The following is a 21,733-nucleotide window of genomic DNA, read 5'->3' as shown; positions in this document are numbered from 1 at the left end:
CCCAAGTGCATCAACATACCGACGTACACTGAGTGTGGGACTCAGTGAGGAGCAAAACCAAAACGGAGGCTAATTGCGCATGAATAGTCTCGCTTCAATTGCGAGGAACCGCTTTTGTGCAAGCAGCAAGGCGATCATCGCCACCCCATGCGCTGTAGGCAGCATTGGCTCTCGCAACCGTTGCTTCCTCGTTTTTGCTGTCGAACTTCTCCGGAGGATTTTTGAAGAAGACCCACAAAATTATCGGTTTGTCGACTTGACCTACGAAGCGCTCGCTCCTGGGGATTTCGGGCTTGAGCGGCTGTCCGGCTACTAGGCGCGCGAGCGCAACACTTCCTTCGCCTATTCGGGGCCCTAAATCCCCGACCACGAACGGGACTGCGATTTTTTTGTTCAAATCATAGGCAACACCGAAGCTCCCTATTTCGATGCCGCGGGACAGTACGCTCTTAGGTACTACAGCTGCTGGCACGCGCAATGCATTGACATAACGCGACTGATCAGCGCGATCCTCGATGGCCGAATCGGCAAGCGCTGTGGGTGAAACAAAGAATCCCGAGCCATCGGTTTGAGCGACGGGCACAACGGACTTCACCTTGCGCCCTGCGATTCTCACCGAATCGCTACCCAAGATCCCGTACCAGTTGACTGCTCCTACAGAAGGGTTCTTCCAGCCTGCAGCGCCGATGCGCGCCACGTCGGTCATGAAGCGCCCGGTACAAGTAGCGTTGCTCTCAGAACCTTGGTACGAAGTACCATCGGCCAAGAAAACTTCGCCAGCATTGCATAAGTGAATTAGTGCTCCAGCTTCCGCGTTCTTCGGATGGTAGGCGCGCTTATAGCCGTCAACGTTAATGTTCATCTTCGCAAGGGCTGCGATACCTCCATCCGATAGCACCCAAGCACGACTCACCCCTCCTAGCTCGGAAATCGCAGTGCCGGCGCAGTCAGCAGCATTTGCGCTGTTCGGCACAATTGCAGACGCCAGCGCGGCTGCGATCAATCCAGTGGAAATGCGGCTCATAGGCAAACTCCTTGTACGACGGCAGCGGCAACTCATATGAAATCGCCCCAACAATGACGGAAAAATAAGACGCTTGTGGTAGCCGTCTCGGCTGAGAGGCCCAACGTGGCAATGCAGCGCTAACAACTCGTTGGTTCCACCGCCATTAGGTGATTCGACACCCCATCTTTCGTTTCGCACCGCCAAGTGGCCCAGAGTTTTGAGCCAGCGGCATTGGCCCCACCAATATCCAGCTCGAGAGCAAGCCAGTTCCGGGCAGCCAATACCCGCCTGTTCGACTGCGGGAAGATCAGCATCTCTGCACTGGTGTTGACGTTCAAGTTCTGCGTGATCCGGCCCACGTTATCTAGGACATGAAAGAACAGTCGCTCGGCCACAGACACCAGCGACGGGTGCACCACCGCTGTCGATGTGAACTGCTGAATCTGTGCCCAGTTGTCTTGCGGGCCTACGTCTTTGCGGTAAGCGACTCCGTGAGCCGCCACATGCACGTCCCCTGAGACGATGGCCACTCTGAGTTGCTTAGCCTTTGCGGTCGCGAACAGGGTTTCGAGCAGACGCAGGCGTTCGCCCTCATGGTCGTCATGGGTCCAGTGATCTTTCAGATCATCTGCACTGCTATCGAGCACATGGTCGGAACCGAAGTTGTCGAGGAACGCTTCCGCAAGCGAAAGCTTCGGGTGAACGACCGGGACGGAGGACATAAACAGCAGGTGCTGGCAACCTTCTCCGGGGTGCTTGCGCCCGTTCTCTGGAATCTGCTCGAGCCAGGCCTTCAGCGCAGTCCATGTTTCCGGTCCCAGTACCTGCTCGTGCGAGCGTTCTGTTCGCAGATCGGCAACCAGTAGCTGCACCGGGCCTATAGCGTGCGCGAAACTGAAGCCCGGCTGTTTGTTCAGTAGAGGTAAGGCCAGAGCATCGCCTTTGAGTACTGTCTTCCACTCAATCTCTTTGAAGAGCGGATCGTTCGCTCTGACTTGAACGTCATCCCTCGGCTCAAGATCAGGGAGGCAGTCAGCCGCATGCTGCATCTGGAATACCCAGAATGCTCGACGTGCATGATGGAAGAGCCGTTTAAACAGTGGACTGTGCTGCATCTCGCAGCTGTAGGAACCCCACCCATCGAAGATATCGTGGTCATCCCACATCATCACTGTGGGAGTCCGCGCCATGGCCTGCGCCGCATCAAGCGGCTTTGTCTCTCCACCCCAAGTGCCTCGCTCTTTGGGTAGCCATCTGTCAGCGTACAGGTTGAGGTAGTAGTCCTCAATCCTCGCCTCCAGCTCGGGGCCGATGGGGAATACCAACTGCTCCTCTCTGGGTAGGCCAATCCACCCCTTGAGTTCCTTGACGTCTTCCCAGATAGAGTCAAAGTAGATCTGATCTCCTCCCATCAGCAGCAAGTGGAAACGCTGTAGATTCTTGTCTTGGGTCCTCGACTCATGCCAAAGCTGCTCCTTGTCGAGCATGTAGCCCGCAGGGCGCACATGCTTGTCGTGGTTGCACAGCAGATCCGCCCAGACGGCGTTTTCACCCTTGATCAGCTTGCGGATGCTGCTGGGGTCCGAAAAGCCATTGCACGACACATAGGCCATGCGAGGTGCATAGTTTTGTCCTGGCACAGTGAAGTGCCATACCTCGTCTACGCCTCCAATCGTGTACTCAACCTTGCGCTCTTGATTCCCTTGATCCGTTGTCAGGTCGTAGCGCAGGTATTGGCGTCCTCCATGTTTGAGCAACAACTTGCTCTTTGGCGCAGCCTTCCCATCGACGATGACTTTGGGTGCTTTGTCGCCCTCATCAATTCCGATGAGCGCACTGACTTTCCACTTTCCTTGCGAGACTCCCCGAAACGAAAGTACGGGCCCAAGCAGAATTTTTGTTGCCATTGAAGTGATCCCTCCGTGGTTTTCGTTGAACTTCTTTCAAGCCTTCTGACGCTGCTCTTGAGCAATGGCTTTGACGATCCGCGCTCGTGCCTGCGCCCGCTCGGCCAGGTACTTGCCTTCGCCTGACTGTTCCAGCCAATCCAAAAATCGCTGCACCGCATGACGCGTCTGACTTGGATCCCGGCAGTTCGCCAAGAAGACGAACTGCATTTTCTGAATCTCGTCAGCCACATAGATACCAAAGGGGCTGCTCACCACGGTGGCATCTGGAAACCCCAACAAGTTGGTTGCCTGGGTCTCGGTCACAGACCGGTGACATGCGATGAGATGCACAGGACCTCCTACCTTCTGCAGCGCGTGGGCAGAAAGATGATCCTGAAGATGGGGCCTCCCGATGGGTTCTCTTGCTGCTGCGATGGTGAACGCAGCAGGGACCGCATCGACTTTGATCAAAGTCGGTTTTTGGTCAATGGGCAGAACCACGCCGACTTCAGTCGTTTGCGAGCCAGTCCGCTGCCCTAAGGCGTCACCGACAACATGACGCATGACCTCGCGCCGTCCGGCGAAGTCCAGCCTGTTCCATTCCAAGGCCGCGCCCAAATCAGAACGAAGCGTTCCAGTTCCTTTGCCACCTTCGCGGGCCTGTGCGAGTACAGCGTCCACCAGTGCTTTGTGAACCTCGTTGACAAGTGCCGGAACTTCCTGAGGAACTACCCCGCCCCGAAATGGTGACTCGCTGTCTTTGAATACCTTGAAGCGATCATTCCGATCAGTCTGAGCCACATCGCTCGTGGCTGCGCATGCGGGCAGTTCTATCAGCCGAACCTTGCTTCTTGAGGTATTCAGGCCCTCTATGTACTCCGCGTGGCAAATGCCGATGTCACCTGCTGCTCTTGCCCATCCAGCGTGGCCGTTGTAGAGAACGATCAGCACGTCACAATCTTGGACCTGTTTCAGGCAGGCATCCCAGCTGTTCTCCACGTGGTCAAGAGCTTCAGCGTCTTCATTGATCCAGACTTCGAAAGCCTTTGCGCCAAAGAGTTTTTCCGCCTCGATACTCTTCTTGATCTGACGCCGTATGTCAGTTAGTGGCGTTCCTCCTTGACCGGGAAAAAGATCTACGCATCGGCTGGAGATCATTACGCGAAGTTTTCGACTTGTTGCCATGAGGTAGTACGGTATTCCCTTGAAGAGATGCGCTGCTGGTGCTGAGCCAATGCGTTGAGGAAACGCGTCATTTCACTGTCTTCTCGCAAGATGCTGCCATCTCAACGCTAGTTCATCAAGAAGAACATGGCACGGACAGCTACACAACTTCAAGCATGGCCAGCACCGAAGCGTCCAGAAGCCTGATCGACTGCGACCAAACTCCCATTTGAAAAGTGCCTGGGCAGCTGATCCCGCGCGAAGCACTCTCTCGCTTCGGGCGCTCAGGCCTTTGGCTGCCACAAAGGTTATTCCGAAAGCAACCGTGTCATGAGGCAGTTCGTTCAGGATGTAGAAATCTGCTGAGAATCCCTGACCGAGCCTGGGCCACTGCAAACTTTTCAGAGCTTGGAAGATGGAGACGTTCTGCACTTTTTGCGCTAGAGTAATTTCAAGACTCAAATCTCCCGATTGGTGATTTTGCGCAGTTGTTACCATCGCTCATGGATAGAGGAGGGCATATGGACGATGAGATCAGAAGAAGAAATGCCGCAGCTACACAGCGCCAAATCGCGTTTTCCGAGGCGCTGCCAAAGGCATTGCGCGATGAGGAAGATGCCATTCCAGATGTCATTCGCGCAATGAATGCATCAAGTCGAAGCAAACTGCAGCGGATTTATCGCATCGCAGATGCAGTCAGGAGTACCGGGAGCCATTTGTTGCGTGCAAAAAGGGATGTTCAGATTGTTGCCATATGAACATCACAATCTCGACCGGAGAGGCTGCCAGAATAGGTGCCGCTAGTCGACGAAAAGTAGAGAAATTGCTCAGTAACGTCCAGCACGAAGTGACCGCCTTCGCGGGCATTCCTTGCCCGTTTCTAGAAGCTGACTCTGCTTGTTCAGCATATGCAGAAAGACCCTTGGTCTGTCGAAATCATGCGTCGTTTGACGAGGATGCCAAGCTGTGCAACCCGAAGCTGATGAACGATGTTCAGATGCCTGCGGTGAATTACGCGGGAATCGAGGAAGCTTTTGGCTCCCTGGTACCGGCAAGCAAAAACTCGGTACTCGCAGATATTCGGGATTTTTTCCCGAATGTTTCAGCGTGAGCGTGAGGTCAATTTCACAAAATGCAAACTGCCGCCGTCGACTACAGGCTGGTTGCTGACGTCTACGCGACCAAGCTTGAGCGACCGCTAGTGACACGTTGCAAGCGTCGTCGAGCTGCGCTCTCGTTGAGCATGGTCTTACTCCGCCAGTCAATCGCGATCGTCAATCTGGTTAATGCTATGGGGCTGAAACCCTTGCGACTCGGCGACCATGCGCCACAATCAAGTAAAAAGCTATAGGGGACCACTAGTGGTAGCTGCACCGAGCACGGCGTTTGGAAAGCTTCTAGACCGGATTGACGGGCTCGACAACGTGTTGAAGGAGGTCGACGCCAGCCCACGACTCGAACAGCCTCGCCTGCTTTTTCTGAGGTTTCGCCAAGAAGAACCAGAACTAGATGCGCTTGCCGAATTGTTGACCGATCTACTGGTGGACTACGCGATTCCGCTAAGCAAGCGCCAACAGGCAAACGCGGCCGGTAGCAACTCGGCGACCCAGGGCAACACGGTCATGCATGTCCGGTTGTACCGAGAAGCCAAAAGGCTGCTTATCGAGTACGAGAAGATCAATCAAGGTCGGTACGGCGAACTAGGGGAACTGCTTTCGTACGCTCTCGCCGTGCACTACCTCGGCGCCGCACAGATAGGGTCCAAGATGGCCCTGAAGACGTCCCAGGGCATGCCTGTTCATGGCGTCGATGGCTTGCACGTGAAAGCCAACGCTGACGGCACGGTCACGTTTTTCGTTCTGGAGTCGAAGGTGATGCCGGATGCCACCGATGCGTCGAGGGACATGGTCGCGTCGATTTCGGATTATCGGGCAGACCGTTCCAAGAAGCTCAACGAACTCAGGTTAGTTACTGACCTGTCGAACTTTGACGCCCTGATCGGCGAGCAGCGGGAAGCCGCGAAGTCATTCTTCAATGCCTATCAAGGAAACGGAAACCATTTGAAGCGGCGCGACGTGCACGTTGGGAGCTTGGTTTTCAGTGAGTCGGCATACCAGAATCGGCTGCCCGTTGACCACGAGAAGCCCATTACGATCCACGAAGAGCACCTAGAGAAACAGTACAAGAAGAAGCATGACCGATTCAAGGCGAACCTTGAACGGCAGGCCGTGACGAAGAGCCTCGACTTAGGGAACTGCATCGTCTTCTTTGTGGCTGTTCCAGACATTAATGAATTGAAGCGAGTGTTCGCGGAGCTCAATCAATGAAAAGCTTTGCATCTGAGCTCGCCCACGATATTCGCCAAGAGCCCGCGTTTTGGGTTGACCTTGCTTCGCTGCGAGCCGTGGGAATTCGCTCCACCCTGCTGTCCACGGACGTGGACAATTCGTTCTCAGTGGGCACCACAGTCAATGGTCCAAACCTGGACGGCGAGGCTCTCATCAGGCTCCTGAATTCGGCAAGTGTCTTCGCGCAGGCAACCGATGAGTCGAGTCGTGACCTAGCGCAACAGATCGCCGTCTTTGCGTCCCTTGCCTCCAGCGATGCCGGCATTCATGACGCTGCGGTCCATATTCTCTCGGGCCTCGGTAACTTCCCAGGATTGAATAAGCTTCGGGGGGTGGGGTACGAGACTCAAGGCTTGCAGGCTCGCGTCCGCAACGCCCTATTGCGAGAGCTTAATTCTGTAGACATGGCCGGTAAGCGAGTGGCTCTCACGGAGTTCCAGTTGGAAGTGTGGGACAGCCTTCGAACCAAGGTCTCGACGGCAATATCTGCTCCAACGTCAGCAGGTAAGTCGTACGTCGTCATGGAGTACCTCTGCGAAAGCGCCATCGCGGCCGAGCACTTTGTTGCGCTCTACATAGCCCCCACGCGCGCGCTACTTGCGGAGATTCAAGGAAAGCTGGAAAAGCGTCTGGCATCAGTCAGCAAAAAGCTGCGGGTGACGACGGTTCCAGTTCTGGATCCTGAGGACCGGCCGAAGCAAATTTACGTGCTGACGCAGGAACGAGCTCAGCTATTGTTGTCTTCCGTCGACGTAAGCGGTCTGATCGACTTAGTCATTGTCGACGAGGCCCAAGCCATTGGCGACGATAGCCGCGGCATGATCCTCCAGGATGCTTTGGAAAAGGTTCATGCGAGTAACCCCGGGGCGCGCATCCTGTTTCTCGCACCTGGTGCTAGCGGTTTCGGGCTTGTTGGGGATAGCGTCGGACTCTCGAAGCTGGACGTGAAGGAAACCGGCCTGTCGCCGGTCGTGCAGAACCGCATCAGCGTTCGGTTCCCCATCGAGAACGAACATTTGGTTGAACTCGACTTGGTTACTCCCACGCGCCTCGAGCGCATCGGTTCGTACACCTTCGAGCGCGGCTTCGCCCTCACTGAAGACGCGAAGCTTGCTGCGGTAGCGGAGGAATTTGGCTCCTCTGGACGGTCGCTCGTTTATGCCACCGGCGCAAAGAACGCCGAAGACCTGACGGCGCTCATTGCGCTGAATCGCGAGGACCGGGACTCGTCCCCCCTTAAGGAGTTAGCTAAGTTCATTGAGCAGCATGTTCATAAGCAATACTCCTTGGCGCGATTCGTGCGTCGTGGCGTAGCGTTTCACTACGGCAACATGCCAAGCCTTCTTCGCGAAGGGATCGAGGCGAGCTTTCGCGATGGACATCTCGACTATCTCTGTTGCACGACAACGCTGTTCCAGGGTGTCAACCTGCCTGCAAGGAATGTGTTCATCGACACCCCAACCCGAGGAAAGGGCGATCCGCTGGACGAGGCGGCGTTGTGGAACTTCGCAGGACGCGCGGGCCGCCTTGGTGAGGAGGTCGTGGGCAACGTCTTCTTAGTCAACTACGAGAACTGGGAAACGCAGCCGCTGACCACCCGCAAGCCCTTCGAGATAAAGGTCGCCTTCAAGGAGACGATTGAGGATAGCTTTGACGAGATCCTCGATGTCCTTGAGGGAGCAAGCCGACCGCAGCCAGACGAGATGCGCAAGCGTGTGGAAGACCGGGTGACCGCTGCGGCTGGCCTGGTGCTCTTCCGCGCAGCACAGGGCAATCTCGACGCGCTTCTTGGGAGAGCAAACCTTTCGCTCAGTCCAAATCAAAAGGCAACGCTATCCGCCAGTGCCGGTCTTGCGGTAAAGCAACTTGGCCTACCACCGGCAGTTCTGACAAGCAGCTGGATGGTCGATCCAGTGGCGCTGGCCAGTCTCTTGAAGAGACAGAAAGAGCTGATCCGCAAGGGAGAATTTCAAAAGCTGATGCCTGTCAATCCAGCGACGGACTCGTACGCCGTGTACAACAGCATCATTCGCCGCATGTACAAGCATCTTGGCAGGATTACGCTCAGTGGTGATGAGGGTAAAAGGGCCCGAGGCTTTGTCAATCACGTTACAGTGACCGCTCTCAGTTGGATGCGAGGCGACCCACTCACAAAGTTGGTCCGAGAGGCAGTGAAGTACCGGGTTTCCGTTGCCAAGCAAGGCCCTAAATCTAAGTCTGAGCAGGCTGTCGTGGATGCGGCCATTCGCGAGATGTTCACACTCATCGAACAGACGATCCGCTTCAAACTTGTCCAATGGGCCAAAGCCTATGTCGATCTTCTCAAGTTCGCGCTTGAAGCAGAGGGAAGGTCCGAGATGGTTGCGCAGGTATATGACTTTTCACTGGCGCTAGAGCTTGGGGTGTCAACGAAGACCGGTAGGTCGCTCGTAGAGTTCGGGCTGTCCCGAATCAGCGCGTCCGCGATTGCGGGCCTCATCACTGACTCTTCGCTGCCTCCGGACAAAGTGAAGGCCTGGATACAAGCCCAGCCAGAGGAAATGCTGTCGAAACTGTCCAGTCTCATCCTCGCAGAGCTGAGAGCCAAAGACCTGCTGCGCTCCGATTCGGTGGCCGACGTGGTTTTGTCAGTCCAGGAGGCCAGCTTCTTGGCCGACAGCGGACGCTCGGAATAGGCTTTGCGAACGACAGCACCCGCTGCGTTGAGGTCGCCGCCCGATTCGATCGATGGGGCGACGGATTTCATCCTCGCTGGTTTCAGGGTGGTCCTCCCACGGTAGCATCTTTCGCTTGCCAAGAAAGGCCCTCTCATGCTCACGACACTACTTGCCATCACATTGCTTCACTGGATCGTTCTCGTCACGCCAGGTGCTAACGTCCTCGTCGTAGTGAACATGGCCGCGAGTGGGCAGCGCAAAGCTGCCTGCTTCGCTGCTGCCGGCGTCACCACGGTGGCCGGGATCTGGTCTGCTTTGGCCGTCATGGGTGTCGGAGCCATTTTTTTGACCCTGCCCACTTTGCGAGTCGTAGTGCAGTGCGCGGGTGGCCTGTATCTGTTCTATGTGGCCGTGCGCCTATGGCGTAGCCAGCAGATTGATGCGACGGGTGCGGCTGATGGCGTGAGCCCGTTAGCTGCCTTTCGCATGGGGTTCCTGACGAACATCCTCAATCCGAAGTCGGCCCTGTTCTTTGGCAGCGTGTTCGCCACGGCACTACCGTCCAATCCGTCCGCCGAGTTGCTGGCAGCATCCGTGGCCCTGGTGTTGGTCAATGCTCTGGTGTGGCACCTCTTTTTAGCCTTCGCTTTCTCGGCCACGCCTGTCCAGAACGCCTACGCACGCCAGCGACAACGGCTGAACAAGATTGCCAGTGTGCTGGTTGGCTTTTTTGGTGTGCGGCTGCTCGTGACCGCCTTCCAGAATCGCAACTGACCGCAGGCTCTCGGCGAACCTGTGAGTCAGGCGACTGCCGCTTTGGTCGATGACCAGATGGCTTCGTGTTGTTTTCCGATTTTCACTGTGCCCACACGGACGCTGGAGTGTTGAACACGAAAGAAGGAGCTGAGGGGCCAGAAGGTCAAATTGCGGGTGTTCTGAATATCTGCGAGTTTCATGGGACGAAGAGGGTCAATAGCCATCAGCACCCGCCACTTCGAAAACACGTGCCAGATGACCCTGCTCTATAGCCTGGCGCGGTGTCCGGCCGCCCAAAGCGCCCGATGGCGTCTCCAAGAAGGCAAGCAGCGCCCAGCCCTCGGTGGTTCCCAAGGCTTTTGAAAGCTTGGGCACGGCATCCCATAGAACGGGTTCAAACTGCCAACTTGGCAACTTGGATCCACGCCGAGGTTGAGCCAATCCGATAGCCCGCCCTTTGGCGATCCACGCATTGATCGTCATTGGGGTGGTACCAACCAGATCGGCAGCCATGTCTGTGCTGAGCATGTCCTTGGCTTCCAAGCGCGCCATCCGGGCAGCCAGACTGCCAGCCAATAAGGCCTTGGTCTGAGCAGCAGACGCGTAGGGCGACGGATGTGCAACCGCGCTTGGGGTGTTGTTTGTGCGGTGGCGAGTCGTTGAGGTTGATGTTGTCGAGGGTGTTTTCATGGGGACTTCATCAATGGCGCGTTGTGGCCGTTGACCTTGCTACTGAAATAGGAAGTGCGGGGCAAGTTCAAAGCTAGAGCCTGCTTCAGCTTAGCCATCGGACGTGAGAACAAGGCGAATACCTCGGCACTATGGCGAGCCGGTACTTCAAGAACCGCAGGGCACATCTCAAGCGCCATGACGTCGAAATGAGCTGTCCGACGTGCGAGCACATTGGACAAGATCGGGAGTGTGTCGCGACTTTCCACGATGCCAGCGACAGATTGCAAGACCGCAAGGACCTTGTCTTTTGCATATCGGAAGATGGGCTTGCCATAACGATCCAATCAATGAAGCCGGCGGAGTAATTGATGTGATCCCACCCTACGTCTAACTGCCATGGAGGGCTGGCGAGAGCATCGAGGCATCAGGTTGCCCAAGCGTCATCACCCACGGTCCACCGCAACTCGTCCACCACCCTGCGCATGATCCACACACACTGCGCATCGGTGCACCACCGCTTGGCCAGCAGGCCCTTCAGCGCAGCCTTCACTGTCGCCTCCTGGTTGCCTTCGTAGGTGGCGAGTTTTCGCTGGCAGTACGCGACCATCTGCGAGACCAGATCGTCACACATCTGGAAGGCCGCCATGACCTCCCCTGGCGACGTGCCCAGGGCATAGAACTTCCCACCTTCTTCGACCAGGTTCATCTTGGGCTGGGCACCCGCAATGGCAGACGGTACTGCCGTCACCGGAAAGTCTTCCGGCACCCCGGGATAGTTGGCACGGTCCATCGACATATCGACTCCTTGCTGGCTGATGCACCATACAACCGGTACCCGGTGCGGTGCAATCGAATTGCTTCAAAACGGCGCAGGCGACTCCACCAGCACCACAGGCCCGGGCCCCGCATACAGCACTTCACCCGAGTGCTTCACCGTCACCCGCCAGATCTCACCCTCCTGCGTTACCGCATACGCCTCCGCCTCCAGCGGCAGCACGGTCTCCGTAGGGAACACACCATCGGCTCCGCCCGGTGGCGTGCGCATCAGCGTCGGGTAGTTCCAGGGCGCGTTGATCGGCATGGCGTGTCCTCAGTGGACCTTTACCCTCACACCAGCCGAACTTCAAAGTACGCCCCATCCCCTTCGCCCAGGTCCCGGAACCCCGCCTGCCTGGCCGCCGCACTGGCCTTGCCCCAGGCCTTGAGCAACGTGAGATCGCCAGGCGACACCACCTCGGGTGGCGACTCTTCCAGGCTGTGCATGGTGTCCAGGGCGGCGGCCACCTGCTCGGGGCCACCAAGCTGCTTTTCGAGGGCTCGGGCATACCGGGTTTCTGCGGCAATCCGCTCCTTGGCGGGGATCTCTTCGGGGTAGTCGCGCAGGGTGACGGCATAGGTGGATTCGATGACTTGCATGGCGCTGCTTCTCCTGTGGTTGAATACTGGATAAATATACAGCTTTTGCCACAAAAGCGCATGTAGCATGAACCCAAGGAGGCCTCCCCATGGAGCACTCTTTCGCCCCCCACAGTCCTGGTTTCAATCCCCTGGTCGGGACCGCCTCCTGGTCGGACAAGACGCTGCTCGACTGCGGCAAGTTCTATCCACCCACGGCCAAGACGCCCGAAGCACGGCTGCGCTTTTACGCCTCGCAGTTCAACCTGGTGGAGGTGGATACCAGCTACTACGCCATCCCTGCAGTCACCACTGCCCAGCACTGGGCAGAACGCACGCCTCCTGGGTTTGTGTTCAACGTGAAGGCTTTCAGTCTGTTCACAGGACAGTGGACCAGTACCGATGTCTTGCCCAAGGACATCAAAGAGGCATTAGGGCCTGGGCGGCGCATGGTCTACAAGGACATGGCGGCGGAGTTTCGGGAAGAGCTGTGGAAGCGCTTTGTGGCCTGCCTGGTGCCTTTGCAGGTCAACGGCAAGCTGGGCCTCGTGCACTTCCAGTTCTCGCCGAAGGTGGTGCGCCACCCAGCTGCTGTGGCCCACATCGAGCACTGTGTGGAGCATCTTCCCGGTCACACCTTGAGCATCGAATTGCGGCATCCGAGTTGGTGGGAGAACGATGCGGTGACGGCAGACACCTTGGGCCTGCTCTGGAGCCTGGGCCTGGTCCACACCATCGTGGATGGGCCGCAGGGATCGCCGCACAGTGTTCCGGCAATCTGGGAGACCACCCATCCGGAGCATGCACTGCTCAGGCTCCATGGGCGCAATGAAGTGGCGTACGGGATGCCTGCCAAGTCAGCGGCCGAGCGGTTTGACTATGCGTACACCTCCGCAGAGTTGCAGGTGCTGGCCAAGCGTTACAGCCCGATTACGCGCTCGGTGCGGTATCCGCATGCGGTGTTCAACAACTGCATGGAGGACAAGAGCCCGCTCAATGCGCGGGAGTTTTTGGAGGCTTTGAAGGCGTGCTGACGGAGTGCTGAATGAGAAGCGAAGGAGCGGAGTTTCGGCGTAGGAAGGCGCTGAAAGATTGTTCTCGATACTGGAACAGTTAGTTTGTGACTGGATGGTTTTTCTCTGAACACCATCGGCGTACAGTTCAACCCATCGATGAGCCGAACCCGCAAGGCGACTCACCGAACCCGGTTCAGGAATGGTTTTTGACCCGGCTTTTTTGAGACGCTTTTAACTTTCAAGGATTTTCATCATGAACAAGACCGCTCGTTTCCTCTCCGTCGCCGCTGTTGCTGCTTTCGCCGCTTTTGGCGCCCATGCTGACGAGGCCGATGGCTCGCAATTTGCCCTGAAGTTCGACACGAACCGCACCCGCGCTGAAGTGGCTGCTGAAGCTGCTACGGTCGCCCAGACTCGCAGTATCGAGCCCGCAGGTTCGCGTGTGGTGACTTACAAGTCCACCGCTGACCGCGCTGCCGTGCGTGCCCAGGCTGCTGAAGCTCTGCGCACCGGCCAGATCCCTTCGGGCGAATTCAGCGCCATGTAATTGGTAGACCAACTGCTTGAGTTTGGTTGAAGCAGTTGCGGGACGTCCCATGGTGGCGGCGCTTTGCATTTGCGGGTGCTGCTGCCATGGGGAGTGTTAACTGAGCCGCAGGGGCGGGCAGGCAGAAAGGGCTCCCTTTGGGAGCCCTTTCTGTTGGTGGGCCCCTTCTCTGCAAGCAGCTGTAAAACCCTGCAGGATCCGAGCATTCGAGCCAGGAGTGAGCGATGAACGGTGCTCCAATCGGGCTCCGTTTTGTTCGACCCGAATGCCCCTTCTGTGAATCGTTTGTTCTCTTGGCCAGGCCGTGTGCGCCTGGCGGCTGTGCTGGTCCTGTCTCTCGCCAGCGTTGCTCTTCCGAATCTTTCCTGGGCGCGGTTTCCGCAAATTGACAGTGCGGCGCTGCTCACGCCCGAGCCCACCTCTTTTGCGCAGTGTCCGCAGTTCTTTGTGAATGGCACACCACCCGCCATCACGCCCCGGCCGCAGCTGCGCGAGCTTTGCTATGAAGCTTTTGCGGTGCTGCACTCCGGAACCACCAAGACACCGGTGTTCGTAGCCCAGCGCTTGAACCGAAAGCTCATCGAGGATGCCGATGAGAAACGGGCGAAGCGGTTCTTTGCGGATGCGCGCTTGCCCAGTGGGGAGCGGGCGGAACTGGAGGACTACAAGAACTCTGGCTACTCCCGAGGGCACATGGCACCTGCGGGAGACATGCCGACGCCAACGGCGATGGCCCAGAGCTTCAGTCTGGCGAACATGGTTCCTCAGAATGCTCAGCACAACGGCGGAGCGTGGAACAAGATCGAGCAGGACACGCGGCACTATGTGAAGCGGGCCAAGGGAGATGTGTTTGTAATCACCGGACCGGTGTTTACGGATGCGGGGCCACGCATTGGTGCCAATGGGGTGAAGGTGCCGACCTATCTGTACAAGCTTGTGTATGACGCCACCACCCAGAGGGCCTGGGCGCACTGGCAGGAGAACCGCGAGGGGGAGACGGTGGGTCGACCTATCAGCTACCAGGAGTTGGTGAAACGCACGGGCGTGGAGTTTTTGCCAAGAAGTGCACTGCAGCATTGAGTCGCAGCAAGGGCCGTGTCAGCGGCGAGGTTATAAATCGGTCCTTCCAACCTCTACACGTGAGCATCCATGAACCGCGCAGAACTCGTTGAAATCCTGGCTTCCAAGAATGACCTGTCCAAGACCGCAGCCAATGCAGTGCTGGAAACGCTGATCGACACCATCCAGACGGCCGTGAAGAAAGGTGACGCCGTGCAACTGGTGGGCTTTGGCACCTTCAAGTCGGCCAAGCGTGCAGCGCGCACGGGCAAGAATCCATCGACCGGTGCTGCCCTGAAGATCCCTGCAAGCACGGTGCCGAAGTTTGTGGCGGGCGCGAAGTTCAAGGCGGTGGTGGATCCCAAGGCTGCCAAGCGCAAGGCGGACAAGGCTGGGAAGTAAGTACCGCGTTCTCGGTCAACGTCGAATAAACCGCCACAGGCTATTGCCTTTGGCGGTTTTGTTTTTGGGGGGGCGAAGAATGAGTGCGACAAAGCCGGTGCGTCTGCACCCTAAGTGCGCGATAAGGCGTCAAAGTTACCATCGGGCATATGAATACGTTTTCCAATGCCTTTCGCGCTGAAGTTGTTCGCATGGCGCGCAAGGAGCTCAAACCTGAACTTCAGGGCATGCGCAAGGCGATCACTGGCCACCGCTCTGAGATCGTCGCTCTTAAGCGGGAAGTGAAGAGCCTCACTTCTCAGCTCAAGACAGCACAGCGCCAAGCCAAAGTTGTGGGCGTGGCTGCGCCATCTGATCTGCCCAAAGTTTCGAAACGCGCCGCGCGCGAGGACTTCGTATTCGCGCCGGAGATGCTGGCGCAGATGCGCAGTGCATTGGGCGCCACCCAGCTTCAAATGGCGGCCCTGCTGGCCGTCTCTCCTCTCACGTACTCGCGGTGGGAGAAGGGGCAGGCTCATCCCCGAACCAAACAGCTGGCGAAGATCGAAGAACTGGTCCGCATGGGGCCAGTCAAGGCCGAGAAGAAGATGCGTCAGGCTGCCAAGGCCTGAGGTCCAGTTGCGCGGCATGTGTGGCGCACACCCTTGCAGGAACTAGGCGAAGCTGCCTTTCTGGATTTGCAGAAGCGTTGCTCGGATCAGCGCCAGCCCTTCGGGTTCTTGCAGTACGTCCCACGGACGGCGGTTTCCAAATGCGGGGAGTGGCGCCGCTAGCCACTCCTGCAGCCAAGCCTCGGCGTTGAAGCCTTCAGGATTGCCAGACTCCACCACGATCTGCTGGACCAGGTCCGTCAGAACTTGTGGGGGATGTGCGTCGTTGGTGTGGGCCATGCCGCATTCTGGTCTCGTGCCCTTCCACTCGCAACACTGGGGCTGAGTCTCTGCGTGAAGATTTCGCACGGCGCGTTTGCCTATCATGCGTGTGTTGATTAATTTGGTCGTGTTCCTTCCGCCGCTGCTATGCTCGCCCCCAATACATCCCAAAAGGCCTCCTCGTCGGCGAAGATGAACCTGTTTGAGGGGTACCCGGCCATGGTTCCGGTGGCCATGCCCTGGAACCTTGATTGCGTCAGGGCGGGGCTCTGACTCGCCCCGGCGCTCGCCTTGACCTGTTCAATCGCCTTTTCGCGGGCAATGCCTTTTTGCAGATCAGCCTGAAGTCGGGCTCTCGCGAGCGAGTTGATCAGGGGTTCGCAGTTGGGCGCGGTGGCACTCAGGAAGTAGCGGAGCCCCATCGTGTGGACTTCGCCAGCATGGGTGCGGGTGCGCAGGATCTGGATCGTGCCGGCGCTCTCGTCCACGGCCACGATTTCCCCATGCAGGGGGTATGTGGTGGTGTCTTCGCCGCGCCGCTCGAATGCCATCTCCACGCCCGAACCAGCAAGCGCGGAGAGGACTTTCAGGAACTCATCGTCAATTTCGCGGTGCATTGAATGGCCTCACGCGGCAGAACGACAACCTAAACCACCGGATATAAAAGGCATGAATATGGGCCCTTGAGTGAAGCTGGGCAACGTTTTCAGGAGGAATGGCCACCCCTTATGGGGGATCAGAATTTCATTTTTCTGCGGTGTCGTCCCACGCCAACCCGAGAGCCCGCTCTGTCGCCAGTCGGCGGGCCTGAATGAATTCCTGGCGCTCTTCCTCGCTGTCCAGCGCGTAGCGCAGGAAATAGTCATCGGCGTCCTCGCCAGCCTGTTTTGCCATGTCGGATATGGCCTTGTAAGTATCGGACTCGTGGATCTCAGCCAGCTCGACTCCCAATGCGTTAGCCACCGCCTGAGGTACAGATAGCACCTTGGCCTTGACTTCGGGATGCGCATCAAGGAAGCGCTCTCGGCCGGTGGCCTGCTGTACGGGGCTTAGTTTCATAGTTTTCCTTGTGTGAGGTGGGTACGGGGGCTCAGGGCCCAAGAATCGTCTCAAAAGACAACTGGCACGTGGCTAGGAACAACTTGGGATCGATATCGCGGTCGCGGGGGATTCTGGTGGCGCCCTGGATGTCCGGTGTGACCCCTGAAAACGCCTCCTGGATCTCGCGCTCAACGGTGGCCACCTCACGGGCGTGAAGGGTGGGCTTCACGATCGCGTTCCACGTGTGTTTGAGCTGGGGCAGCATGTGTCCGAAGAGCAGAAGCGTGTCATGCACGTACAGAAGGTCCTGCTGGCGCTTGTTCTTCGTGCGGTCCTTGAGGATGAGGAATTTCTGGACCATGAAGCACAAGGGGTTGGCCACCTGCAGGTCAACCGGCCTGTCGAGTGGAACGCCGACCTCCGGGCCCACCGTCACGATCCATGGGTCTTCCAACAGCACGCCCAAATGCGCGATCTTGTGGGCGGAGATTCCGGCCACAGCCGCAGTCGCATTTGGCTCACCGTTGCGTTTGAAGGGGGGCTCCATGAGCGGGGTCAGGAACTCGGCATAAAACCCGTTTTCCTCATTGCCAAGGGTGTAGTGGGCTGCAGGGGGCTTGGAGGTGCCGGAGAACTCCTCATTGAAGCCATGGGCCGCCAGCGCGGCCTTGATGTTGCCTTCCAGCGGCGCGCGGTTGGCAAAAGCGAGGTCGGTGTCGCGGGTGAACACCGGCTCGAAGGCCTGCTTTTGGGCGTCTGGATGCAGGGTGTGAAGCCGGTGCCCCCACCCGCCAATGAAAATCATCTGCCCGCGCCACGGATCCAGCGCTTGGACAAGTTTGGCGAATGCTTCGAGGTCGTTCATCAGTACGCCTCCACCAGCGGCTGCAGCACCTTCCGGTAGATGTGGTCCGCCTGCTCGGCGCCCCGCGTCGGGTGGTTGACCACATCCAGCCACACCTGGATCACGTCCGTGCACAACTGGCCATCGCGCAGCACAGCGCCTCGGAAAGTGGAGGTTGGCGCCATGGTCTGCCGGACGTAGAAGTCCGGCGCTTCTCCGGTCTTGCACACGTCCGCAACTTGCCATTCGGGTCGCTGCGCCAATATCCCAGGTAGCTTCTGCATGTAGATGTACGGGGGAACGCCACTCACGTGCCCCATGCCCAATTGATCAGCCGCAGAAAAGAGCCCCAGGCAGGCCTTGTCGCCCAGCTTGCGTAGCAGGGTTGCGAGCTGGTCTTTCATGGCAACGCGAGCGCGAAAGCGCATGGAGTATTCGGCAGGGGAGGCCATCGACGCGGAGCGCCAAAGGTTGAAGAACTCCTCCCGCCTTCCCAGGGTGAGCCCGGTGCGGCCTTCTGCCAGGAACCGCTCTTTCTTGAGGTACTGCAGGAGTCGGTTCGCACTCATTGAGGAGGCCCCTGCAGCGCGCGCCAGATCGGCGCCCGAGTAGATAGCCTCACGGGGGGCGGTGAGGAACTCAAGGCTGATTTCTGGTGCAAGGAGCACCTTCAGCATCCACTGGTTGAGGTCTGAGAATGGGTTGAAAGGGGCAGCGTTCGTCGGCCCGCGACCGAGGAAGTTCCGTTCTTTCGCCTCGTACAGAGTCGCCTCCAACATGGCGTTGTTACTCCAATTGCCTTGGAGCTTCAGAAGACTGGCGCCCTCCTGTGTCACCAGGGCTACGTTCGCTTGGTCTGCATACTGGTCTGCGAATTCCCTGACTTGGCGGAGCATTGAGGGGAGCACATTGGACACATAGACGATGGCCAAGGGCTCGGAGCCCGGAATCTGCTTGGCATAGTGGCTGGCCTGGATGATGGCCACGCTCAGTTGGGCTATCACCCGATCAGCGCGGCCGTCCCTTACGACCTTTGCCTCTGCGACGTACAGAGCCCCCCGCCCATCGCTGAACACGAAGTCTGGCCCGCCTGGCAGGCCGCCTTGGTGGTCACGATCCTCCGTAAGGCCGTAGCTTGACGCGGCGTTGCGAATTGCAATCTCGGAGGCGTCGCCCTCATGGGACTTGTTCAGGTCGGGCATGGCGGAAGGCGCGTAACACGCGCGTGATTCATAACGTGCGCATGTTATCAATCGTGCGCGTGATATGCAACACGCGCGTGTTATCTGGGAGTTGGCTCTTGTAGGGGTGATCTCGTTTTTCGTGCAAAAGACCCGGTTAGCGATTCGATGAACCCTTTGAAATCAACAGCTTAGCGTTCTGGTGAAGAAATAGGCAGCTCTTTTTGCGTGCGATTTACCGGGTTAGCAGTTCTGGTGGGGGTCCTGGCCGGGGCTCAGGTTTCCTTTCCCCAATGAACATGCTCTTTCCCCAATCGAGTTGGCCACCTGCTCTTGCGAATCAAGGGGTTGCATTGGAGAACAGACGCTAAAAATCCCCAATCACCCCCAATGCCCAACCCAATCGAGCATTGGCTGGCCTTGCGCGTGAAGAGGTTCACGAAAGCCCCCGGCGATGGCAGAAGCTGCAGGAGGGGGCTCCTATGATGGTGGCAATCCACTGCCACCCACCCGAGCATGCGCTTCACCTTCACCCCATTCCTGGCCGCCTGGCTCCTCACTGCAACCGGTGTCACCCACGCGGGGCTCTCATCGATCGCCACCATCCCAAAGGCAGGGGGCAAAGTCATTTTCGAGCTGTACGACGACCCGGCAACCCTGCCAGAGTGCACCGGCCGCAATGACATGGGAGCGATCGCACGCATGGAAACCGGTGGGAAGGTGTCCCCATACGGCACCGGCTGCTGGAGCGCAGGAGGGGACGGCTTCATCACCTTGAAGATCAAGAGCCTCGACGACGGTGTGGTCCGCACCAGCCGTGTACACAACAGCGAGTTCAAAGCCCCACCAGTTGCTCAGTCAGGCGGAAAGGCGAACATCGCCTCGGGCTTCACCCCCTGGGAGTTCAGCAAGGGGGCCACCAGCCGTGGGACACCCGTTTGCGCGCTGTCGGCGGCCGACAACATGAAATCCGGCGCGCGGAACATTTCGATCAAGGCCCTGGGCAACCGAGACCAGCTCAACATCACCCTCTACGACACTCGCTGGGGCTACAAGGCCAACAGCAAGCACATGGCAACGTTGGATTTTGATGACCAGAAGCCGCTGCAGCTGGATGCCTACGGGGATGGCCAGGTCCTGGATTCCGATCTGCCGGTGGCGGCGACGGCTATCTTCCTGTCGCTCTTGCGGGAGAAAAAGACGCTGCGGATCTCTCCACCAGGTGGCGAGGTTGTCACGGTGGGGCTCACTGGCATTTCTGAGCCCCTGCGCAGCTTCGTGGAGTGCGCGCGGGGGCTCAAGAAGCGGTGAGGGGTCTCACCTCTCTCATCAGAGCACGCAGAGTGGTTGGTGGCCCTGCCCGCGTGACTGCAGGGAGACAACATTCCCTTTGACCCATTGGGTTGAAAAGAAGGATCTGAAAGACAGCGCCCCATAGGGAGATAGCGCTTCGCATCGAACGGCGAAATTGGGCCGCAGGCCAAAACGGGCGGACGCCAGCCATAGTGCGGCCCATGAAAACCCTTTTCCACCTCATTGCGGCGATCATCATGGCCGTCGTCGTCATCCACGCGCTGCAGCCTGACACCAAGCGCCTGGTGTTCAGTGCACCGGGGATCAAGCTCGAAACAAAGTGAGCCCCGGCCCCGACGCCCACCAGCCACGCAACCCCAGGAGCCATCTTGTACGTCTACCTCGAATCCAAGGCCGAGATCGCAAAGGCCCAGAAGGCTCTGGAAGCAACGATCAGCAAGGAGTTCACGACGCGGCTGGTGAAGAACATCGGCTGGCCGAGCGGACGTTTGCACTCGAAGACCTTGCACGCCAGCGATGGATGGTGGTTTTTCTCGGAGAGTCGTCGCGAAAAAGCTGTGCCGCAGACATTGAACTTGTTTGGCCGGCACGGTGAAGGTCGGGGCGTCCAGATCACAGTCGAGGTCAATGTGCCCTCGGAGGGCCGACACGATTCCATTGCGGGGTTCTTCGCGCGACACGTGGACACCGGCCGCGTCTACCTCTTCCACTCCGGCCGCGTCGGGGGCGGGGCAAAAGGCGTCGGCAAGGAGACCTTTCTGGCGTGGTCTCAGGTTGACCTTCACCAGGTCATCGATTCGGCAGGGGGCTCGCGCGATGGAGTGATGGTGATGCCGGTGGAAGGACGCTGGGCGACCAGGCCCGCTCTCGCCTATGTGCAAAGCATCGTTGAGTTCAAGAAGGCCGCGAGGGCGGGGGTGATGGAGCGCCCCGAGATGCAGCGGCGGATTGACAGGCTGCAGGCCTATTTTCGTGAGAGCAGTGGGCGGCGAAGGGGGTATTCACCGGGACGGGCCATCGACTACGTGTCGCGGCATGGCGATGTGGTGGATGCCCTGGCCAAATGGGTTATGGAGGTGCGTGGTTTGCCGCGTGGGGGCTCGCTGGCCAAGGATCGCCTGATTGACCTGGGCGCCCAGGTCAAAGGGCGGCTCGTGGAGGTCTGGGAGGTCAAGTCGAGCCTCTCGCGCGGCGACCTTTACACGGCCATAGGGCAGTTGTCTGTGCACGCCCCTGATGCTGATTGCAAGCAGACGATCGTGCTGCCAGCAGATGGCCAGATGCCCGAGGGTCTTGAGCGGGCGTTCAAGCGCCTGGGGGTCTCAGTGATGCGTTACAGGCTGACATCAAAGAGCGTAGAGCTGCTGGCTTGATGTCGGCCTGCGCGTCGAACGCAAGCTATAGGGATGCTAAAACCCGTGAGCCCTCTGCCTAGGGTTTCGGAAGGAGGCGCGATGAACCCGCCAGAGGGCAGAGAGGCTTTCGAGCTGGTGTCAGTTACCTCTCTGGGGGAGCAGGCAGAGCACATTCTTAGGAAGGTGCTACGCCCCTTGGTTTAAAACGGCTGTCG

26 protein-coding genes are annotated in these 21,733 nt (G+C 58.3%); 13 read left to right on the top strand and 13 right to left on the bottom strand.

The features are described 5' to 3' along the window. Nucleotides 1-94 precede the first annotated feature (94 nt). The 3 genes from AC3RCE_RS21850 to AC3RCE_RS21840 all read right to left on the bottom strand — a co-directional run bounded on the left by AC3RCE_RS21850 (nt 95) and on the right by AC3RCE_RS21840 (nt 4,053). A complete protein-coding gene (locus AC3RCE_RS21850) occupies nt 95-1,024 on the bottom strand; it encodes a hypothetical protein (RefSeq protein ID WP_492253953.1) in 930 nt (309 codons plus the stop codon). Nucleotides 1,025-1,143: 119 nt separating this feature from the next. Further along, nucleotides 1,144-2,913: an alkaline phosphatase D family protein gene (locus tag AC3RCE_RS21845; protein WP_492253952.1), complete on the bottom strand. Its 1,770-nt coding sequence runs from the start codon at nt 2,911-2,913 to the stop codon at nt 1,144-1,146. Nucleotides 2,914-2,949: 36 nt separating this feature from the next. Then, on the bottom strand, nt 2,950-4,053 hold the full coding sequence (locus AC3RCE_RS21840) for a DUF4062 domain-containing protein (RefSeq protein WP_492253951.1): 1,104 nt from the start codon (nt 4,051-4,053) through the stop codon (nt 2,950-2,952). Between the two features lie 527 nt (nt 4,054-4,580). Between AC3RCE_RS21840 and AC3RCE_RS21835 the strand changes: the two genes are divergently transcribed. From AC3RCE_RS21835 to AC3RCE_RS21815, 5 genes are all read left to right on the top strand, one after another. After that, nucleotides 4,581-4,817, top strand: a complete 237-nt coding sequence (locus AC3RCE_RS21835) for a hypothetical protein (RefSeq protein ID WP_492253950.1) — start codon at nt 4,581-4,583, stop codon at nt 4,815-4,817. Then, nucleotides 4,814-5,170, top strand: coding sequence for a YkgJ family cysteine cluster protein (locus AC3RCE_RS21830; protein ID WP_492253949.1), 357 nt, complete (start codon nt 4,814-4,816; stop codon nt 5,168-5,170). Before AC3RCE_RS21835 ends, AC3RCE_RS21830 begins: the two co-directional genes overlap by 4 nt. Nucleotides 5,171-5,381: 211 nt before the next feature. Continuing rightward, nucleotides 5,382-6,386 (top strand): HamA C-terminal domain-containing protein, encoded by a 1,005-nt coding sequence (locus tag AC3RCE_RS21825; RefSeq protein ID WP_492253948.1) that lies wholly within the window; start codon nt 5,382-5,384, stop codon nt 6,384-6,386. Beyond that, nucleotides 6,383-9,082 (top strand): DEAD/DEAH box helicase, encoded by a 2,700-nt coding sequence (locus AC3RCE_RS21820; RefSeq protein WP_492253947.1) that lies wholly within the window; start codon nt 6,383-6,385, stop codon nt 9,080-9,082. The genes AC3RCE_RS21825 and AC3RCE_RS21820 overlap by 4 nt, the downstream gene beginning before the upstream one ends. A gap of 135 nt (nt 9,083-9,217) precedes the next feature. Further along, nucleotides 9,218-9,838, top strand: a complete 621-nt coding sequence (locus AC3RCE_RS21815; RefSeq protein ID WP_492253946.1) for a LysE family transporter — start codon at nt 9,218-9,220, stop codon at nt 9,836-9,838. Nucleotides 9,839-9,864: 26 nt separating this feature from the next. Here the strand turns inward: AC3RCE_RS21815 and AC3RCE_RS21810 are convergent, their stop codons facing one another. The 5 genes from AC3RCE_RS21810 to AC3RCE_RS21790 all read right to left on the bottom strand — a co-directional run bounded on the left by AC3RCE_RS21810 (nt 9,865) and on the right by AC3RCE_RS21790 (nt 11,908). Beyond that, the gene (locus AC3RCE_RS21810) at nt 9,865-10,020 is read right to left on the bottom strand and encodes a hypothetical protein (protein ID WP_492253945.1); all 156 of its coding nucleotides are present in this window, start codon (nt 10,018-10,020) and stop codon (nt 9,865-9,867) included. Between the two features lie 13 nt (nt 10,021-10,033). Next, complete coding sequence (locus tag AC3RCE_RS21805; protein ID WP_492253944.1) at nt 10,034-10,510, bottom strand: hypothetical protein; 477 nt, start codon at nt 10,508-10,510, stop codon at nt 10,034-10,036. A 406-nt stretch (nt 10,511-10,916) separates the two neighbouring features. Beyond that, complete coding sequence (locus tag AC3RCE_RS21800) at nt 10,917-11,288, bottom strand: hypothetical protein (RefSeq protein ID WP_492253943.1); 372 nt, start codon at nt 11,286-11,288, stop codon at nt 10,917-10,919. A 63-nt stretch (nt 11,289-11,351) separates the two neighbouring features. Further along, entirely contained in the window at nt 11,352-11,573 is a 222-nt protein-coding gene (locus AC3RCE_RS21795) for a hypothetical protein (protein WP_492253942.1), read from the bottom strand. A gap of 26 nt (nt 11,574-11,599) precedes the next feature. Further along, nucleotides 11,600-11,908: a hypothetical protein gene (locus tag AC3RCE_RS21790; protein ID WP_492253941.1), complete on the bottom strand. Its 309-nt coding sequence runs from the start codon at nt 11,906-11,908 to the stop codon at nt 11,600-11,602. 89 nt (nt 11,909-11,997) lie between these two features. On the opposite strand from AC3RCE_RS21790, the gene AC3RCE_RS21785 reads away from it, so the two are divergent. From AC3RCE_RS21785 to AC3RCE_RS21765, 5 genes are all read left to right on the top strand, one after another. Beyond that, the gene (locus AC3RCE_RS21785) at nt 11,998-12,921 is read left to right on the top strand and encodes a DUF72 domain-containing protein (RefSeq protein ID WP_492253940.1); all 924 of its coding nucleotides are present in this window, start codon (nt 11,998-12,000) and stop codon (nt 12,919-12,921) included. Between the two features lie 235 nt (nt 12,922-13,156). Continuing rightward, entirely contained in the window at nt 13,157-13,450 is a 294-nt protein-coding gene (locus AC3RCE_RS21780) for a DUF4148 domain-containing protein (RefSeq protein WP_192428445.1), read from the top strand. 276 nt (nt 13,451-13,726) lie between these two features. Next, nucleotides 13,727-14,530 (top strand): DNA/RNA non-specific endonuclease, encoded by an 804-nt coding sequence (locus tag AC3RCE_RS21775; RefSeq protein WP_492253939.1) that lies wholly within the window; start codon nt 13,727-13,729, stop codon nt 14,528-14,530. Nucleotides 14,531-14,599: 69 nt separating this feature from the next. Next, nucleotides 14,600-14,911, top strand: a complete 312-nt coding sequence (locus tag AC3RCE_RS21770; protein ID WP_056057356.1) for an HU family DNA-binding protein — start codon at nt 14,600-14,602, stop codon at nt 14,909-14,911. A gap of 149 nt (nt 14,912-15,060) precedes the next feature. Further along, entirely contained in the window at nt 15,061-15,522 is a 462-nt protein-coding gene (locus AC3RCE_RS21765) for a helix-turn-helix domain-containing protein (protein WP_492253938.1), read from the top strand. Nucleotides 15,523-15,564: 42 nt separating this feature from the next. On the opposite strand, the gene AC3RCE_RS21760 is transcribed toward AC3RCE_RS21765, so the two are convergent. The 5 genes from AC3RCE_RS21760 to AC3RCE_RS21740 all read right to left on the bottom strand — a co-directional run bounded on the left by AC3RCE_RS21760 (nt 15,565) and on the right by AC3RCE_RS21740 (nt 18,870). Beyond that, entirely contained in the window at nt 15,565-15,801 is a 237-nt protein-coding gene (locus AC3RCE_RS21760; RefSeq protein WP_492253937.1) for an MbcA/ParS/Xre antitoxin family protein, read from the bottom strand. A gap of 98 nt (nt 15,802-15,899) precedes the next feature. Then, nucleotides 15,900-16,400, bottom strand: coding sequence for a hypothetical protein (locus tag AC3RCE_RS21755; RefSeq protein ID WP_492253936.1), 501 nt, complete (start codon nt 16,398-16,400; stop codon nt 15,900-15,902). A gap of 127 nt (nt 16,401-16,527) precedes the next feature. After that, a complete protein-coding gene (locus AC3RCE_RS21750) occupies nt 16,528-16,842 on the bottom strand; it encodes a DUF6388 family protein (RefSeq protein ID WP_492253935.1) in 315 nt (104 codons plus the stop codon). A gap of 31 nt (nt 16,843-16,873) precedes the next feature. After that, nucleotides 16,874-17,689, bottom strand: a complete 816-nt coding sequence (locus tag AC3RCE_RS21745; protein WP_492253934.1) for a GSU2403 family nucleotidyltransferase fold protein — start codon at nt 17,687-17,689, stop codon at nt 16,874-16,876. After that, complete coding sequence (locus AC3RCE_RS21740; protein ID WP_492253933.1) at nt 17,689-18,870, bottom strand: hypothetical protein; 1,182 nt, start codon at nt 18,868-18,870, stop codon at nt 17,689-17,691. Before AC3RCE_RS21740 ends, AC3RCE_RS21745 begins: the two co-directional genes overlap by 1 nt. Before the next feature lie 495 nt (nt 18,871-19,365). Between AC3RCE_RS21740 and AC3RCE_RS21735 the strand changes: the two genes are divergently transcribed. The 3 genes from AC3RCE_RS21735 (at nt 19,366) to AC3RCE_RS21725 (ending at nt 21,536) form a co-directional block, all read left to right on the top strand. Next, the gene (locus AC3RCE_RS21735) at nt 19,366-20,160 is read left to right on the top strand and encodes a hypothetical protein (protein ID WP_492253932.1); all 795 of its coding nucleotides are present in this window, start codon (nt 19,366-19,368) and stop codon (nt 20,158-20,160) included. 203 nt (nt 20,161-20,363) lie between these two features. After that, entirely contained in the window at nt 20,364-20,486 is a 123-nt protein-coding gene (locus tag AC3RCE_RS21730) for a hypothetical protein (RefSeq protein ID WP_492253931.1), read from the top strand. A 45-nt stretch (nt 20,487-20,531) separates the two neighbouring features. Next, a complete protein-coding gene (locus AC3RCE_RS21725) occupies nt 20,532-21,536 on the top strand; it encodes a hypothetical protein (protein WP_492253930.1) in 1,005 nt (334 codons plus the stop codon). Nucleotides 21,537-21,733: the final 197 nt, after the last annotated feature.

The organism is Acidovorax sp. GW823-FHT05D11, from assembly GCF_058795695.1.
The sequence above is the reverse complement of the archived record's forward strand: the minus strand, read 5'-3'. Positions and strand labels throughout refer to the sequence as shown.